11 protein-coding genes are annotated in these 16,643 nt (G+C 42.3%); 8 read left to right on the top strand and 3 right to left on the bottom strand.

Annotated features, from left to right (window positions below; all coding sequences use genetic code 11):
- Nucleotides 1-115 precede the first annotated feature (115 nt).
- The 3 genes from RMY64_RS33865 to RMY64_RS33855 all read left to right on the top strand — a co-directional run bounded on the left by RMY64_RS33865 (nt 116) and on the right by RMY64_RS33855 (nt 8,705).
- Nucleotides 116-1,018 carry a methyltransferase domain-containing protein gene (locus RMY64_RS33865; RefSeq protein WP_322702343.1) on the top strand — a complete coding sequence of 301 codons (903 nt, stop codon included), beginning with the start codon at nt 116-118 and terminating at the stop codon, nt 1,016-1,018.
- A 251-nt stretch (nt 1,019-1,269) separates the two neighbouring features.
- Nucleotides 1,270-7,221, top strand: coding sequence for a non-ribosomal peptide synthetase (locus RMY64_RS33860; protein ID WP_322702342.1), 5,952 nt, complete (start codon nt 1,270-1,272; stop codon nt 7,219-7,221).
- A 302-nt stretch (nt 7,222-7,523) separates the two neighbouring features.
- Entirely contained in the window at nt 7,524-8,705 is a 1,182-nt protein-coding gene (locus RMY64_RS33855) for an aldo/keto reductase (RefSeq protein WP_322702341.1), read from the top strand.
- Between the two features lie 91 nt (nt 8,706-8,796).
- On the opposite strand, the gene RMY64_RS33850 is transcribed toward RMY64_RS33855, so the two are convergent.
- Nucleotides 8,797-10,125, bottom strand: coding sequence for a hemolysin family protein (locus RMY64_RS33850; RefSeq protein WP_322671717.1), 1,329 nt, complete (start codon nt 10,123-10,125; stop codon nt 8,797-8,799).
- 240 nt (nt 10,126-10,365) lie between these two features.
- Between RMY64_RS33850 and mfd the strand changes: the two genes are divergently transcribed.
- The 4 genes from mfd to RMY64_RS33830 all read left to right on the top strand — a co-directional run bounded on the left by mfd (nt 10,366) and on the right by RMY64_RS33830 (nt 15,925).
- Nucleotides 10,366-13,947 carry a transcription-repair coupling factor gene (mfd, locus tag RMY64_RS33845; RefSeq protein ID WP_322671716.1) on the top strand — a complete coding sequence of 1,194 codons (3,582 nt, stop codon included), beginning with the start codon at nt 10,366-10,368 and terminating at the stop codon, nt 13,945-13,947.
- A gap of 56 nt (nt 13,948-14,003) precedes the next feature.
- Entirely contained in the window at nt 14,004-14,441 is a 438-nt protein-coding gene (locus RMY64_RS33840; protein WP_322671715.1) for a VapC toxin family PIN domain ribonuclease, read from the top strand.
- Between the two features lie 161 nt (nt 14,442-14,602).
- Nucleotides 14,603-15,211 carry a hypothetical protein gene (locus RMY64_RS33835; RefSeq protein WP_322671714.1) on the top strand — a complete coding sequence of 203 codons (609 nt, stop codon included), beginning with the start codon at nt 14,603-14,605 and terminating at the stop codon, nt 15,209-15,211.
- Nucleotides 15,212-15,265: 54 nt separating this feature from the next.
- Nucleotides 15,266-15,925, top strand: coding sequence for a hypothetical protein (locus RMY64_RS33830; RefSeq protein WP_322671713.1), 660 nt, complete (start codon nt 15,266-15,268; stop codon nt 15,923-15,925).
- Nucleotides 15,926-15,928: 3 nt separating this feature from the next.
- Here RMY64_RS33830 and RMY64_RS33825 read toward each other — a convergent pair whose 3' ends face one another.
- Nucleotides 15,929-16,057: a hypothetical protein gene (locus RMY64_RS33825; protein ID WP_322671712.1), complete on the bottom strand. Its 129-nt coding sequence runs from the start codon at nt 16,055-16,057 to the stop codon at nt 15,929-15,931.
- A 75-nt stretch (nt 16,058-16,132) separates the two neighbouring features.
- Between RMY64_RS33825 and RMY64_RS33820 the strand changes: the two genes are divergently transcribed.
- Nucleotides 16,133-16,336: a type II toxin-antitoxin system HicB family antitoxin gene (locus RMY64_RS33820; protein WP_322702340.1), complete on the top strand. Its 204-nt coding sequence runs from the start codon at nt 16,133-16,135 to the stop codon at nt 16,334-16,336.
- Between the two features lie 110 nt (nt 16,337-16,446).
- On the opposite strand, the gene RMY64_RS33810 is transcribed toward RMY64_RS33820, so the two are convergent.
- Nucleotides 16,447-16,643: hypothetical protein (locus RMY64_RS33810; protein ID WP_322671848.1), on the bottom strand; the 197-nt coding region annotated here is incomplete at its 5' end.

Raw genomic sequence — 16,643 nt, 5'->3', positions numbered from 1 at the left:
TTTATAATTACGTGTAAGTGTTTGTATTTATTCGATAAAACAGAAATTTGATTTTTGGGATTAAACTGCAATAATTTCGAGTTTCATTTCAATCAATAAGACACAGGGTAAAAGTATGGTGACTAGTAAATTAGATATAGTAGATCGATTGGGCAGGTTTTTAAACAATAAAAAATGGCGTTTGCTGACAAATTTGCGTCTAAACAATTTAAAAGTTAATAAGATTTTACGACCAACAAATGATTCGGAAATAGGCAAAGTCCAAATACAGATAAACAATTTATATTTTTCTGAAAAAGATTATAGGGATTTTATAAATTCGGATGTATTAAGTAAATATAATCAGCTTGATTACATCCATTCTAAGCCACTTGAATATCTGACGACAATGAGTCTATTAGATTTGAAAGAAGGTGATGAAATACTAGATGCTGCTGGTGGTGAGAAAGCTGAATATATAAAGGCTTTAATGGCAGTTTCGGAGTTCAAATTGAATGCTTACTGTCAAGACTCCTTATTGGACGGAAAAGTCACAGATGGAATTAAGTACATTGGTGGCTCTATTGATGCGATCCCTCTCCCAGATGAATCTTTAGATGGAATTAGCTGTCATCATTCTTTTGAGCATTTTCAAGATGATTTGGATATTAAGTTTATTAAAGAGGCAGTACGTTTATTGAAAGTGGGCAGAAAACTTGTCATTGCACCGCTATTTTTAACTAACGAATATGCAGAAATCTGGAACAATAAACGGATTCAGAAGCCCAATGTTGACAAAGCAATTACAATTTTTGACAATACTGCAAGCTTTGCTGGATGGGGTGCATATGAAGGCTTTGCTAGAACTTATAGTCCTGATGCATTTAAAACAAGAATTGTTGAAAATTTACCGAGCAACTGCTATGCAAAAATCTACAAAGTTATTGTAGATGGGAAACCTGTGCCAGACCTCCAAAAAAATTATCATCAACCTCTGCTCAATGCTGAAATGAAGGCACTGGTAATAGTCAAAAACTAAAGAGCAAGCAACTTTTTAGTTTGATAAGTGTTATAGCTGTTTGCAATTCTTTGGAGTTCAAATAATTAGTAGGGGTGCACAAGATGTCTGTGTGCTCCTAGCGTCTGTATCATTTAATATTGCTGTATATCAGTTCTATGATAACTAATAGTATTCTGCTTATTTTCTAGAGATTGGAAACTGTATTTGCTCATATCTTTTTTAGTCATAAACCTTTAATTATTTATGCCCACTGGAACTTAATATATAAAATGCAGATAAATAGTCAGACATCAGAAGAATATAAGCAAAAGATTACCTTAAATACCTTAACTAACATTATCGACACTCAAGTTTTACAGGAATTAAATGATACCCAAGTAGTTTATCATCAGTATCTGTGCATTCATCAAATGTTCGAGATGCAAGTAGAGCGATCGCCCCAAGCCATTGCAGTAATATGCGAAAATACACAACTTACTTATCAACAGTTAAACCAGCGGGCGAATCAACTAGCGCACTACCTACGTTCTTTAGGCGTTGGACCGGAAGTACTTGTGGGTATATGTCTGGAGCGCTCCTTAGAGATGATTATAGGACTACTGGGCATTCTCAAAGCTGGAGGCGCTTATGTGCCTTTAGATCCAGCATATCCCTCAGAACGTTTAGCCTTTATTTTGGAAGACACCCAAACAGCAGTATTGTTAACCCAAGAAAAATTGGTCAAAAACTTACCACCGCATCAGGCACAAGTGGTTTGTCTGGACTCAAACTGGCAAGGGAATATCCAAAACAGTCAAGAAAATCCTGTAAATCAAACTACAGCTGATAACCTCATCTACGTAATCTACACATCTGGTTCTACAGGACAGCCCAAGGGTGTGATGATTTCTCACCGTGGTATTTGCAATCAACTTCACTGGAAGCAAACAACTTTTGGATTAACTCACGCAGACAAAGTTTTACTGACTATTTCTTTTAGCTTCGATCCTTCAGTGTGGCAGATATTCTGGCCATTGTGCTTTGGGGGGCAATTATTTATAGCTCGCCCTGGTGGACATCAAGATACAGCCTATCTTGTGAAGGTGATTACTGAGCAGCAAATCACAGTTCTGGCTTTAGTACCTTCTATCCTGCGTGTCTTATTAGAAGAGAAGGGAATTGAAAATTGCCGATTCATCAGACACATTACCTGCGGTGGTGAAGCTTTACCTGGCGAACTTATAGAACGCTTCTTTGCCCAACTGAATTTGGACAATGTTTTACATAATTGTTACGGCCCGACAGAAGCTTCTATTGATACCACTTTCTGGAGTTGCCAACGTGGCATTAATTATGCTACTGCACCCATTGGCCGTCCGATTACCAATGCAGAGATTCACATCCTCGATGACAATTTGCAGCCAGTGCCTATTGGTGAATCAGGTGAACTGCACATTGGCGGTATTGGTCTAGCGCGAGGTTATCTTAACCGTCCAGAATTGACCATAGAGAAGTTTATTTTTGACCCCTTTAGCTCTGAACCTGGGGCACGCCTTTACAAAACTGGGGACTTAGCACGTTATTTGAGCGATGGTAATATCGAATTCCTTGGTCGGATTGACCACCAAGTTAAAATACGTGGCTTCCGAATTGAATTAGGAGAAATTGAAGCCATACTAGCTCAACATCCAGCACTGACGCAGACTTTAGTCATAGCCAGAGAGGATGCGCCTGGAGACAAGCGACTCATAGCATATATTGTTGCCAGTCCAGAGCAAATTCCTAGTCAAGCTGAATTGCGTTGCTTTTTGGAAGCTCGGTTGCCAGAATACATGGTGCCTGCTTTCTTTGTCTTTTTGGACACCCTACCATTAAATCCCAACGGTAAAATAGACCGCCGCGCCTTACCTGCACCGGATACATCTTATATTAGGCTGTCAAATAACTTTGTTCCACCTCAGAATTCGACAGAAGAAGTCTTAGCTGGCATTTGGGCGAAAGTTTTGTGTCTGGAACAAGTAGGCATCCACGACAATTTTTTTGAATTGGGAGGGCATTCACTCCTGGCTACTCAAGTGATGTCTAGAGTTCGTCAAGCTTTTCAAATAGAAATAGCGTTGCAACTCTTATTTGAGAATCCCACGATCGCTACTTTAGCTCAAGCAATCGCCCAAAACCAAACTCCAAAAAACGACCCCCAAAATCAGACCATTCCTCAAATAGCCAATCGGCAATCAGCCCCTCTATCCTTTGCCCAGCAGCGAGTCTGGTTTTTGGAGCAGTTGGAACCCAACAGCCGAGCGTATATTGTCTCCAATGCACAACGCTTAACGGGCAAGTTAAACCTGAGTATATTACAACAGTCACTGGATGCGATCGTTGTCCATCATCAGGCATTGCGAACCAACTTTATTACATCACCTGATGGTAGCCCGATACAAGTAATTGGTACGCCTCGGCCAGTGGAACTTAAAATCATTCAGGTAACAAAGGAGCAAGTAGAATTGCTCTTAAATCAAGAGGTGCAACGCCCCTTCAACTTAGAATATGACTTGATGCTGCGTGCTACTTTGCTCCAAGTAGACGAGCAGGAGCATATACTCTTGTTAATGATGCATCACATCGCTTCAGATGGTTGGTCAATTGGTATTCTTTGGCAGCAGTTAATAGCGCTTTATGAAGCCTTTTTGAGTAGTAAGCCTTCTCCATTAGCAAAATTGCCCATTCAGTATGCGGATTTTGCTGTGTGGCAGCACCAATGGCTATCAGGTGAAGTACTTTCTAAGCAAATTAACTATTGGAAAACCCAATTAGCAGGTGCTAATACTGTACTGGAATTGCCTACCGACCGACCACGGCCACCAGTGCAAACTTACCAAGGAGCAGCCCAATCTCTGATGCTACCGCCAACTTTGAGTGCATCACTCACAGAACTCTCGCATCAGGAGGGTGTCACTTTATTCATGACATTGCTGGCAGCTTTTGGGACAATACTGCACCGCTACACTGGGCAAGAAGACATTCTTATCGGTTCTCCCATTGCCGGACGTAACCGTTCTGAGATTGAAGAGTTAATTGGATTTTTTATTAACACTGTTGTTTTACGGACTGATTTTGCCGACAACCCCAGTTTTCGTTCAGTGCTAAATCGAGTTCGCCAGATGGCATTAGCTGCTTATGCCCATCAAGATATGCCCTTCGAGAAGCTGGTAGAAGAACTGCAACCAGAGCGAGATACCAGTCGCAACCCACTGTTTCAAGTGTGGTTTAATATGCTCAACTTAAGGGATATCCAACTAGAACTACCTGGAGTGGCTATCGAACCAGTCTCAATTCTAGAAACAGCTTCTAAGTTTGACTTAACCCTTTACGTTACAGAACAAAATCAAGGAATCCAACTTGATTTAGTCTACAACACCGATCTGTTTACTTCCGAGCGGATGATGGAAATGCTTCATCAATTCCATCACTTGCTAAATCAAATTGTTGCTGCTCCACAGAGGAAAATTAGTTTATATTCTCTGGTGACACCAGAAGCGCGACCTTTGCTGCCAGAGCCAAGGGCGGTTTTGCCAGAACCACAGTATGAATTGACGACAACAATGTTTACCTCTTGGGTAAACCGTACCCCAGAACATTCATCACTTCGTCAAGGAATTCGCACTTGGAATTATGAGGAATTAGGCAAAATCGCTCAAACTTTAGCACAGGTTTTGTTATCCTACGGAATAAAGCGGGGAGATGTTGTAGCCGTATATGGTACACGCAGCTTTGGGCTAATTGCCAGTATGCTTGGTGTACTCTTGAGTGGTGGTGTGCTACTCACCCTCGATCCGAAACTTCCCAGCCAACGCCAGCGCCTGATGCTACAGGAAGCTAAAGCTAAATACATATTATATATTGATGGTCAGCGTCCAGAAGACGAAAATATAGGGGAGTCTTTAACTAGCATCTGTGTTAACCGAGACACAGGAGAAGCGATAAATTCCCAAAAAAGGATTGAAACCGTAAATCTACCTGAAATCGCTGACGACGATGCAGCTTATATTTTCTTTACTTCCGGCACTACTGGTGTACCCAAAGGGGTGCTGGGGTGTCATAAAGGGTTGGCGCATTTTCTGAACTGGCAGCGACAGACCTTTGAAATTAATCAGCAAGACCGCATTGCCCAATTAACTGGTCTTTCTTTTGATGTCGTTCTTAGAGATATCTTTTTACCTTTAACTAGTGGTGCAACTCTATGCTTGCCAGAAGAAGGCGATAATCTAGAACCGACTCGAATTCTGCGTTACTTGGAAAATGAGCAAATTTCCGTACTTCATACAGTTCCTTCGCTGGCGCAATTATGGTTAGCGAATGTGCCGTCAGGAGTCTCTTTACGTAACTTACGCTGGTTATTCTTGGCTGGAGAACCTTTGAAAGAAACCCTTGTAGTTCGCTGGCGGGATGCTTTTCCAGAATCAGGTGAAATAGTTAATCTCTACGGCCCGACAGAAACAACTTTGGCAAAGTGTTATTACCGAGTACCTATTGAGTGTACACCAGGTGTACAGCCAGTAGGATCGCCGTTGCCTCAAACCCAAGCACTGGTTTTCACATCAAATAACCAACCATGCGGTATTGGTGAACCGGGTGAGATTGTAATCCGAACTCCATTCCGCAGTTTGGGTTATATCAATGCCCAAGAAGAAAACCGTTCTCGGTTTGTCAAGAACCCTTTTCGGAACGATCGCCAGGATTGGCTTTATTATACAGGCGATCGCGGATGCTATCGTCCAGATGGCTCTCTAGAAATTCTCGGTCGCCGAGATCATCAAGTCAAGATCCGAGGGATACGCATTGAACCTGGGGAAATTGAAACGGTGTTAGCCCAACACCCAGATGTACTCCAGACTGTAGTGATTGCCCGTGAAGATGTTCTTGGCGATCGACGTTTGGTGGCTTACATTATACCTAATCAAGACTCAGCAATTGCAATTACTGATATTCGTAGCTTCCTGTCGAAAAAATTGCCACAGTATATGCTACCTTCGGCTTTTGTCGCGCTGGACACCATGCCCTTAACTCCCAACGGCAAGGTAGACCGTCGCGCTTTACCAGCACCAGACTTATCAAGGCAAGAACCAGAAGCAAGCTTTATTGCTCCCCGTAACCAAGTGGAACGCCAGTTAACCCAGATTTGGGAACAAATTTTAGGCGTCCAACCGATTGGTGTTAAGGATAACTTCTTCGAGCTAGGAGGACATTCTATCCTAGCAGTAAAACTGTTTTGGCAAATTGAAAAGACATTTAATAAAAACCTGCCTCTTGCTATTCTTTTCCAGTCAGGGACTGTAGAGGCTCTAGCCAAAATAATTTGCCAAGAAGAAGATTTAACAAAAAACTCGGCTTTAGTAAATACCTTAGACCAATCAAAATCTTGGTCATCCTTAGTAGAAATTCAATCCAACGGTTCCAAGCCACCTTTTTTCTGTATTCACGGGCTAGGTGGAGAAGTCTTGTGTTTCCGTGAATTGGCATTACATTTGGGAACAGAACAACCATTTTACGGATTACAACCACGGGGATTAGATGGAAAACATCCTTTCCATACCCGCATTGAAGATATGGCAGCGCACTACATTCAAGAAATTCAGGCCCTTCAACCTCATGGCCCTTATTTTCTCGGAGGTTATTCTTTTGGGGGTACAGTTGCCTTCGAGATGGCTAAACAACTCCATGAGCAAGGCGAAGAAGTTGGCATTTTAGTTATGCTTGATAGTTGTCGTCCAGGTTATAGCTGGCAGGCGCCATTTCTCAAACGAGTTTTTTTGCATTTAAAAAATATTGTTCAGCAAGGGCCTAACTACCTTTGGCAAAAGATTGTGAGATGGAGCTATTGGCGTAAGCAAGAACTGCAAAATACATATAACCGTTACTTGGAAGACGTACTTCATGTACCTGAAACTGACAAGCATTTAAAGATTATAGACACTAACACTCAAGCTCTTAGTGACTATATTTTTTCACCTTACCTTGGTCGAGCTATTCTTTTGCGGACAGAGGATAAAAATCGGGACGAAGCTATAGGTATAGAATACGATCCTCAATTTGGCTGGGACGAGGTAGTAGTTGGAGGATTAGATATCCATTACATTCCCGGATCTCACCTTAACATACTTAAAGAACCTCATGTAAAAGTGTTAGCTGAAAAATTGAAAACTTGCTTAACTCAGGCACAATCTCAAATTGTAAAAAATTAATTTGAACTTTTCCGTGAATTCACCTTTGCACAACTCAGCACTGCTGGGTTGTTTTGCTATTTTTTGGTCTAAACTTGAAATAATAATAGAAAAACGCTTGCTAGTGGTAACTAGAGTGAGATAATTATTCTGTGGAACTGGAATATTGGTAAAAATCCAATAACCAAAAGACCTGACCGATTTAAGAATGCGATGAATATTGCTAGTGTCACAGATTGAACAGAGGAAATGATTGTGGCACTAGAAGCTGGAATGAGTATCGTTTTTAGATTTTAAGTTGGTAAGCAATCCACAATCCACTGATGCTATATAGAAGATTTGGACGCACAGAATTAGAGATGCCAGTGTTTTCCTGCGGTGGCATGAGATATCAGTTCAAATGGGAGGATGTTCCCAATCATGAAATTCCTGCTGATAACCAGGCAAACTTAGAAGCGACTATTAGAAGGGCAGTCGAGGTTGGGATTAATCATATTGAAACTGCCCGTGGTTATGGCACTTCTGAAATGCAATTGGGGAGAATATTGCCCAAGTTTCCCCGCGAAAAGTTGATTGTTCAGACAAAAATCAATCCAAAGGCAGATGCGAAAGAATTTCGGGAGACATTTGAACAATCCTTGAAAAATCTTCAGCTAGATTATATTGACCTTTTAGGGTTGCACGGCATTAATCATCCTGAGTCGTTAGATGAAAGCATCCGTCCTGGCGGCTGTTTGGAAGTAGCACAGCAGTTGCAAGCAGAGGGAAAAGTTAGATTTATTGGCTTTTCCACACATGGCTCGACAGATATGATTGTGCAGACAATTAATACCAATCAATTTGATTACGTAAACCTGCACTGGTACTACATTAATCAATGGAATTGGGCGGCAATCGAAGCAGCTAAACGCCACGATATGGGGGTGTTTATTATTAGCCCATCTAATAAAGGAGGTTTGTTGTATGAGCCTTCCCAAAAATTAGTAAATCTTTGTGCCCCGTTGAGTCCAATGGTGTTTAATGATTTGTTTTGTTTGAGCCATCAAGAGGTACATACCCTGAGCTTGGGAGCAGCAAAACCACAAGATTTTGATGAACACCTAAAGACTTTAGAATTACTAGATCGAGCATCAGAAATTTTGCCGCCAATTTTAGCAAGATTGGAAGAAGAAGCGATCGCAACTTTGGGAGAAGATTGGGTAAAATCTTGGGAAACAAATCTACCAACCTTTGACGAAACCCCTGGTGAGGTAAATATTCGGGTGATTTTGTGGCTGCGGAATTTAGCGATCGCCTACGATTTAGTAGACTACGCTAAAATGCGCTATAACCTGCTTGGCAATGGCGGTCACTGGTTCCCCGGCAACAAAGCCGATCGGCTAGATGAATTAGATTTAGGGAAATCTCTTACCCGTAATCCCTACGCCGATAAAATCCCCCAACTCCTGAAACAAGCTCATCAGATGTTGGCGGGTGAAGAGGTCAAACGTTTATCTCGCACTTGATAAATCGCGTAAATCGGGCATGGGTTATGGCGTATGGTAAATAGTAAACAATAATTATCAATGCCCAATGCCCAATGCCCAATGCCCAATCCTAATCAGATTTTTTCGTATCTGCTGATTTAACTGCCTTCGGTACGACTAGCACCTTATCAACGCGATTACCATCCATATCCATTACTTCAATTCGCATACTTTGCCATTCAAAATGATCTGCTGCGGCAGGAATACGACCTAAATGGGTAATCACAAAACCACCTAATGTTTGATAACTACCGCGTTCCTCAGATTCCCACTCTTCCATCCCAAAAAGTTCCAAAAACTCCTCTACAGGCAACATCCCATCCAAAAGCCACGAACCATCTTCGCGTTGTACAGCTTGTGGTTGATCTTGTCCATCCGTTGAAGGAACGTCACCTACGATTTCACTCATGATGTCGTTGAGAGTGACTAATCCTTGAATTACGCCGTATTCATCCACTACCAGCGCCATATGAGTGATAGTTTGCTTGAACAATTCCAAAACTTTCAAGCCACGGGTGCTTTCTGGCACAAATACAGGCTGTCGCAATCCGATAGTTAAGTCTAGTGGTTCCCCTCGGAAACTCCTGGCTAATAAGTCGGTGACAGGGATAACACCTAGCACATTGTCAAGTCCACCCTGACAAACTGGATACCGAGAATAAGCACTATCAACCATTTTTAGGCGATTTTCTTCGGCAGAGTCGTCTAAGTCTAGCCAAACAATATCAGGACGCGGTGTCATTAAGTAACTAACAGGGCGATCGCCTAAACGAAAGACTCGCTCTACCATATCCTGTTCAGCTTCCTCAAAGGTTCCCGCCTCTGTGCCTTGCTCGATTAAGATTTTAATTTCTTCTTCGGTGACTTGCGGCTCAGTAGAAGCTGTAATTCCTAGCACTCGCAGGATCAAATCTGTAGAAGCACTTAATAGATATACCATTGGCGAAGCGATCGCCGATAAGGCACGCATTGGAATAGCTACAGTCGATGCAATTCTTTCTGGGTTGTTTAATGCCAGACGCTTTGGTACTAATTCACCAACAATCAGTGACAAATAGGTAATGATTAAAACCACTATTCCAAAAGATATCGGTTCGCTATAAGGTGCTAACAAAGGTACAAGTCGCACATAGACTGCCAGCCGATTGGCAATTGTTGCTCCTCCAAAAGCACCAGTTAGGATACCGATCAGGGAAATACCCACTTGAACAGTTGACAGGAAATGATTTGGAGACTCCGCTAATTTCAATGCTGCCATTGCCTTGACATCTCCTTGATTGGCAAGCTGTTGTAACCTTACTTTCCGTGCCGAGACAATCGCCATCTCAGACATAGAAAACACGCCATTGGCAATAATTAGCACCAAAATGATTAAAATTTCAAAAGTGATGGAGGACATGTTTAAAATTGCCGCTTATCAGAGCAAACGTAGCTCAATCCTTAGTATCTAGTATTAAAGGTGCTTCGATAAATACTTTGACTATACACAAAGTAGTAGTTATAGTTCTTAAATTTATTAGTCACTGTGCATTATTCTTCCACCTAAAGAATAAGAAAGCTGTTAACACTTTTAAAATAGTTGACATAAACTGCCTCAAGATTTGCTGATCCACAAAGACTCCCATCGCTAGTAGTACTTATGTCATTTTCTTCTATTGTGCGTGCCTTAGGCCGATCGCCGCTCACCACTGAATTTATTTCTAAGCTGAATCGACAACAAGAATTGCGGTTAAATGGCATTCCCAGGCTGCCCAAGACTCTAGTGGCTTCGGCATTAGCGCAGTCTCAGGGTAAAGATTTGTTTGTGGTTTGCGCCACCCTAGAAGAAGCTGGACGCGTTTACGCACAACTGGAGGCAATGGGATGGCAAACAGTACATTTTTACCCCACCTCCGAGGCTTCTCCCTACGAACCTTTTGACCCGGAAACTGAAATGAGTTGGGGGCAAATGCAGGTTTTAGCAGATTTACTCAAAAATCAAGAGTCATTAGTCATTAGTCAGTTGTCATTAGAAACAAACCAAGAACAAATGACAAGGGACATAGACGCGCCAGCGGCTTCCCGCAGGGTAGGACAAAGGACAAATTTAGCGATTGTGGCTACTCAAGGGGCGTTGCAACCTCATTTACCACCACCAGAAGCTTTTGGGCAATTCTGTCTTACCCTAAAAAAAGGGATGGAATTAGACCTGAATAGCTTCAGTGAAAAAATAACTATTTTGGGCTATGAAAGAGTTCCTTTGGTGGAAATGGAGGGGCAATGGAGTCGGCGGGGCGATATTGTTGATGTGTTCCCGGTTTCCTCGGAATTTCCAATCAGGTTGGAATGGTTTGGTGATGAAATCGAGCAAATGCGGGAATTTGACCCAGCAACCCAACGTTCCGCCCTCGACAAAGTTGACCAGTTAATTCTTACACCCACTAGCTTTACTCCCATCGTGATGGCTGCACTGAAAAATAGTGCTGAGTTTGGAGTGCTGAGTGCTGAGTTAAATTCTGACTCAGAACTTAGCACTGCGAATTCATCAATGTTGGAGGGTAGCCGTCGCTTTTTGGGGTTAGCGTTTGAGCAACCAGCATCTCTGCTAAACTACTTAGCAGAAAATACCCTGATTGCCATTGATGAGCCAGAACAGTGTCATGCTCATAGCGATCGCTGGGTAGAAAATGCCCAGGAACAATGGGGAATGGCGTATGGGGAAGAATCTACTCCTCTAACATTGCCGAAAATTCACCGTTCGTTTGATGAGTGTCTGGTTGATGTTGCCAGATTTAAAACATTATATTTATCGGAATTGTCAGAGGAAAATGATGGGATCAATCTTGCCAGCCGTCCTGTTCCAGTCACGCCACACCAGTTTGCTAAACTAGCTGAAACCATCCGCCAAGAACGCGATCGCAATTTTTCGATCTGGCTGCTTTCTGCTCAACCTTCGCGTTCTGTCTCACTGTTGCAAGAACATGATTGTCCGGCTCAGTTTATCCCCAACCCCCGCGACTACCAAGCGATAGATAAGCTGCAAATCAACCATATTCCTATAGCTCTAAAATATTCTGGGCTTGCGGAACTAGAAGGTTTTATCTTACCTACGTACCGAATAGTAATCGTTACAGATCGGGAATTTTTTGGGCAGCATTCCTTGGCGACTCCCGGCTATATCCGCAAGCGCCACAAAGCGACATCTAAACAAGTCGATCCCAATAAGCTGCGTCCAGGCGATTATGTAGTTCACAGAAATCATGGTGTTGGTAAATTTGTCAAGCTGGAAAGTTTGACGATTAATAATGAAACCCGTGATTATTTGGTAGTGCAGTATGCTGATGGCTTACTCAGAGTCGCAGCCGATCAAGTAGGTGCTTTATCTCGGTTCCGCGCCGGAGGTGATAAAGCACCGGAACTCAACCGGATGACTGGTAAAGCTTGGGAAAATACCAAGAATAAAGTCCGCAAAGCGATCAAAAAATTGGCGGTGGACTTGTTGAAACTGTATGCAGCGCGATCGCAACAACAAGGTTTTAGCTTTCCAAATGATATGCCTTGGCAAGAGGAATTAGAAGATTCTTTCCCCTACCAACCCACAACGGATCAACTCAAAGCTGTACAAGATGTAAAACGCGACATGGAAAGCGATCGCCCAATGGATCGCTTAGTTTGTGGCGATGTCGGTTTCGGAAAGACGGAAGTGGCGATTCGTGCTATTTTCAAAGCAGTCACCGCCGGTAAACAAGTGGCACTCCTTGCGCCAACGACTATTTTAACACAGCAGCATTACCATACACTCAAAGAACGTTTTGCACCCTACCCTGTGAATGTCGGTTTGCTCAACCGTTTCCGTTCCGCCGAAGAACGCCGTGATATTCAAAAGCGATTGGCAACAGGTGAATTAGATGTAGTAGTTGGTACACACCAACTTTTAGGTAAAGGCGTGACGTTCCGAGATTTAGGACTTTTGGTAGTAGATGAGGAACAGCGATTTGGGGTCAACCAAAAAGAGAAAATTAAAAGCTTGAAAACTCAAGTTGATGTGCTTACCCTCTCCGCCACTCCCATTCCCCGAACTTTGTATATGTCCTTGTCAGGAATTCGGGAAATGAGTTTGATTACCACGCCACCCCCAACCAGACGCCCGATTAAAACACATCTATCACCGATTAATTCTGAAAGTATCCGTACTGCTATTCGTCAAGAATTAGATAGAGGTGGACAAGTATTTTATGTAGTTCCACGAGTAGATGGGATTGAAGAGACAACAGCCAATTTACGAGAAGTAATACCGGGGGCTAGGTTTGCGATCGCTCACGGTCAAATGGATGAAAGCGAGTTAGAATCAACCATGCTCACTTTCAGCAATGGCGATGCAGACATCCTTGTTTGTACGACAATTATTGAATCTGGCTTAGATATTCCGCGAGTCAACACGATTTTGATTGAAGATGCTCACCGCTTTGGATTGGCACAACTGTATCAATTACGCGGTCGTGTGGGACGTGCAGGGATACAAGCTCATGCTTGGTTATTTTATCCGAAGCAACGGGCATTATCTGATGCGGCACGGCAACGATTACGAGCGATTCAGGAATTTACTCAGCTAGGTTCTGGGTATCAGCTAGCAATGCGCGACATGGAAATCAGAGGCGTGGGTAACTTGCTAGGTGCAGAACAATCCGGTCAAATGGATGCCATCGGTTTTGATTTATACATGGAAATGCTTGAAGAAGCAATTCGGGAAATCCGCGGACAAGAAATTCCGAAAGTGGAGGATACCCAGATTGACCTCAACTTGACAGCATTTATTCCGGCAGATTATATCACCGATTTGGATCAAAAGATGAGTGCATATCGGGCGGTAGCGACAGCTAAATCTAAATCAGAATTAAAGCAGATTGCAGCCGAGTGGAGCGATCGCTATGGTACTTTACCAGTGTCGGCAAATCAACTTTTGCGAGTCATGGAACTCAAACAGCTAGCGAAAAAACTTGGATTTAGCCGGATTAAACCAGAACAAAAGCAGCACGTCGTTTTAGAAACACCAATGGAGGAACCCGCTTGGAATTTGTTGGCGGCGAATTTACCAGACAATCTCAAGACGCGCTTTGTGTATTCTCCTGGTAAAGTGACAGTGCGCGGGTTAGGAGTTTTTAAGGCAGATCAACAATTGCAAAATTTGATTGATGCTTTCGGGAGAATGCAGGGTGCGATTCCAGAGGCGGTTGGTGTTTGAGCAGCTTTGCTCAAGTTTCTATGAATTAAGAACCAAACCTACAGAGGATAACCAGAGTGAGTATTAATCTTGATTTGCCACCAGAGCTAGAAAACGAGCTTTTTACTGAAGCTTCTCGGCTAAACCTTCCTCTGTTTGCCAGTTTATCAGAGTTGCCCAGTGTGCCCGGCTTTGTAGTCATGGAACTGATTCAGGATTCTCAAAACAAGCAACAATTGAGTAACGCTTTAAAACAGGTTGCGCCGCTACCTGTAGTCTGGGCTACTGAAGCTGACTTGACTCGCGCCTTGTCTGACTTTACGACCTACCATTTCTCTCACAGTTTAGGGTTGTTAGATGCGCTGATAGCTGCTTGTGCTGTTGGGCAAGGTGCAACACTTTGTACATCAATGTTAAACATTACCGTGTTGTTCCCGGTCTTGTTATTGCACAACCCTACACACGTTAACAGCCACTCAACACTGCGATGTTTTGAATATAAATGTAAGATGTGATGCCTACAGCAAGCTACTGAAGGTCTACGTTGTGTAGCTGTGGTTTGATTAGTTGTTTAACTAACAAATTTGTTTAACTAAATAAACTTTAATATACCTATTTTGTTTTTTATTTGTTATGCTTGTTTTGAAAAACAGTATATTTGTTTAGGGGCAAGCTTATGAGTTACGATACTGCCCGTCAACAACACATTAGTTGGTTAAACAAGCAAATAGAAGAGAAAATGTCTGCCCTGACTGAAGCTGAAGTACGTGTATCTCAGCTACAAGATGACATTGAGTATTTTAAGTTGATGTTAAACATACACGAGAAGGCTAATACCGATGCCCTGAATCAAGATACCTCTATAATGTTTAACTCTGATGAAAGTTCTAACGGAGAGTCCAACCAAAGTCAAACAAACAATAATACATTTGCCGACAATGCCAGATATGGAGTTGGAGATGATAACAAGCGTTCTCCGAAAGAAATGCTACGCACTGAATTTGCAAACAAAACGTTAGCAGAGGTAGCTGAAATTGTTTTGAATAGCCGTAATGAGGCTCTGACTGCTGATGACATTGCACGAGCGATATTTATTACAGAGAATAATGATGAGTATGTGCGTGCTAGAAATTCTTTATCTACTGAATTGCGTCGAGGGGCTAGAGAAGGCAGATGGCAACAAATAGGACGTGGTTTTTTCGCTTCAATTCAAGCAAAATATTTGAGCGATAAAAATGTAGTTGCATCAGATTTTTCAAGCAATGGAAACCGCACAAACAATTAAGGTTTAGCTACCCGTGTCATAAATCAAAGTTAATGAAATACAAGGAGAATCGCCATGCGTCAACTTGCAGCACAACTTGGTGGCAGAGATAGCCGCTCAGATGACTTACTGCGCCATGTAGATCCCGATGGTGCGGAGTACTTCACAGTCAAAGCTACAGGTCAATCTGGGATGTCTCACTCTGGATTAGCTAGGTTTCTGGGAGTGCCACACCAGAGAATCTCGAAATGGGTGAAAAGAGTCCAAGAAGCTAATCGTGCAGAAAATTCTTTACCAAATTGCTTGAAGCCCTTTGCTGGATGGAATCTTGTTCTCACAGGATACTTTGATATCGAAGGGAGAAACATTCTTACAGATGGTTTTTGTGCAGCTATGATTGAGTATTATGCCTCATACTCAAAGCAGGTAAACAAAGAAAGCCAAGTCAAAGCTCAACAAACATTGGATTTGATCAAACATCTTGGGATGAGGCTTTTCATCCATAAAAAAACTGGATGGAAGTCTAGCGATCGCTCTTCATACCCAGTAGAAGCTGTTCGTATTGGTTTCGAGCTTTATCTCCCTAAACATATACCGCAGCCATTACCCATTATTGAGAATGTGTACACAGCAGATAAGCGCCTTAGAAAAGTAGTAAAACAGAGAAGGCTTAAGGTAGGAGTTCAACTGTCTTTATTCACTGATGATCTTAGAATCAACCCTCAACTTTTATAGTAATTAGTGCGATCGCCTTTGCCTAGATTTGGTTGATAGCAGGAAGCCGAATATTTGCTTATACTCAAACCTAACTACTTCTGCGATGAAGAGCGATCGCACAAACAGCTGTTGTTTGAACTGTAGCAACATTAATTTAAGCAGCCACAATTGAGAGCAAACAGGTATCCTTATTAGCATATTCTCACAAACTAGCTCAACAAGTTTATGAAAATCAGAGCAATCATTCATCCAGCAGAAGAAGGTGGTTATTGGGCAGAGGTTCCCGCGCTTCCTGATTGTATTACCGAAGGAGACACTATAGAAGAAATGATGGCTAATTTAAAAGATGCTATTGAGGGTTGGCTTGAAGTTGCCAACAGTCATAATGCAATTGAGTCAACAGATCGAGTTGTCGAAATTGCTGTATGAAATCTATTTCGGGCAAGCAACTTTGTAAGATTGCGGAACAAAAAGGTTGGGTTTTACAAAGAATTACTGGCAGTCATCATATTGATGAAAACCCCAAAGTAGAAAAAATCCTAGGGAGCATCCACTTTTGGAAGATATACAAATTCTGGGAGAATATAACAACAGATAAAACCGTGTGCCTCAATAACTATGAAGCAGGATAAACAAGAACGGCTTAAAGCGTGCTTAGAAGAATTGGCAACATTGTTATACCCCTCTTCTGTCACTTTCCGAGTATTCTGAATAAAAGGATTAAAAGAAAAAACTC

The organism is Nostoc sp. DedQUE08 (genome assembly GCF_034530895.1).
Taxonomy (GTDB): domain Bacteria; phylum Cyanobacteriota; class Cyanobacteriia; order Cyanobacteriales; family Nostocaceae; genus Nostoc.
This window is presented reverse-complemented; position numbering and strand designations above follow the sequence as displayed.

Coding starts and splice junctions, on each gene's coding strand:
- mfd (WP_322671716.1), top strand. CDS start 10,366: ATGTCATTTTCTTCTATTGTGCGTGCCTTAGGCCGATCGCCGCTCACC.
- RMY64_RS33855 (WP_322702341.1), top strand. CDS start 7,524: ATGCTATATAGAAGATTTGGACGCACAGAATTAGAGATGCCAGTGTTT.
- RMY64_RS33865 (WP_322702343.1), top strand. CDS start 116: ATGGTGACTAGTAAATTAGATATAGTAGATCGATTGGGCAGGTTTTTA.
- RMY64_RS33850 (WP_322671717.1), bottom strand. CDS start 10,125: ATGTCCTCCATCACTTTTGAAATTTTAATCATTTTGGTGCTAATTATT.
- RMY64_RS33860 (WP_322702342.1), top strand. CDS start 1,270: ATGCAGATAAATAGTCAGACATCAGAAGAATATAAGCAAAAGATTACC.
- RMY64_RS33830 (WP_322671713.1), top strand. CDS start 15,266: ATGCGTCAACTTGCAGCACAACTTGGTGGCAGAGATAGCCGCTCAGAT.
- RMY64_RS33825 (WP_322671712.1), bottom strand. CDS start 16,057: ATGTTGCTACAGTTCAAACAACAGCTGTTTGTGCGATCGCTCTTCATC.
- RMY64_RS33835 (WP_322671714.1), top strand. CDS start 14,603: ATGAGTTACGATACTGCCCGTCAACAACACATTAGTTGGTTAAACAAG.
- RMY64_RS33820 (WP_322702340.1), top strand. CDS start 16,133: ATGAAAATCAGAGCAATCATTCATCCAGCAGAAGAAGGTGGTTATTGG.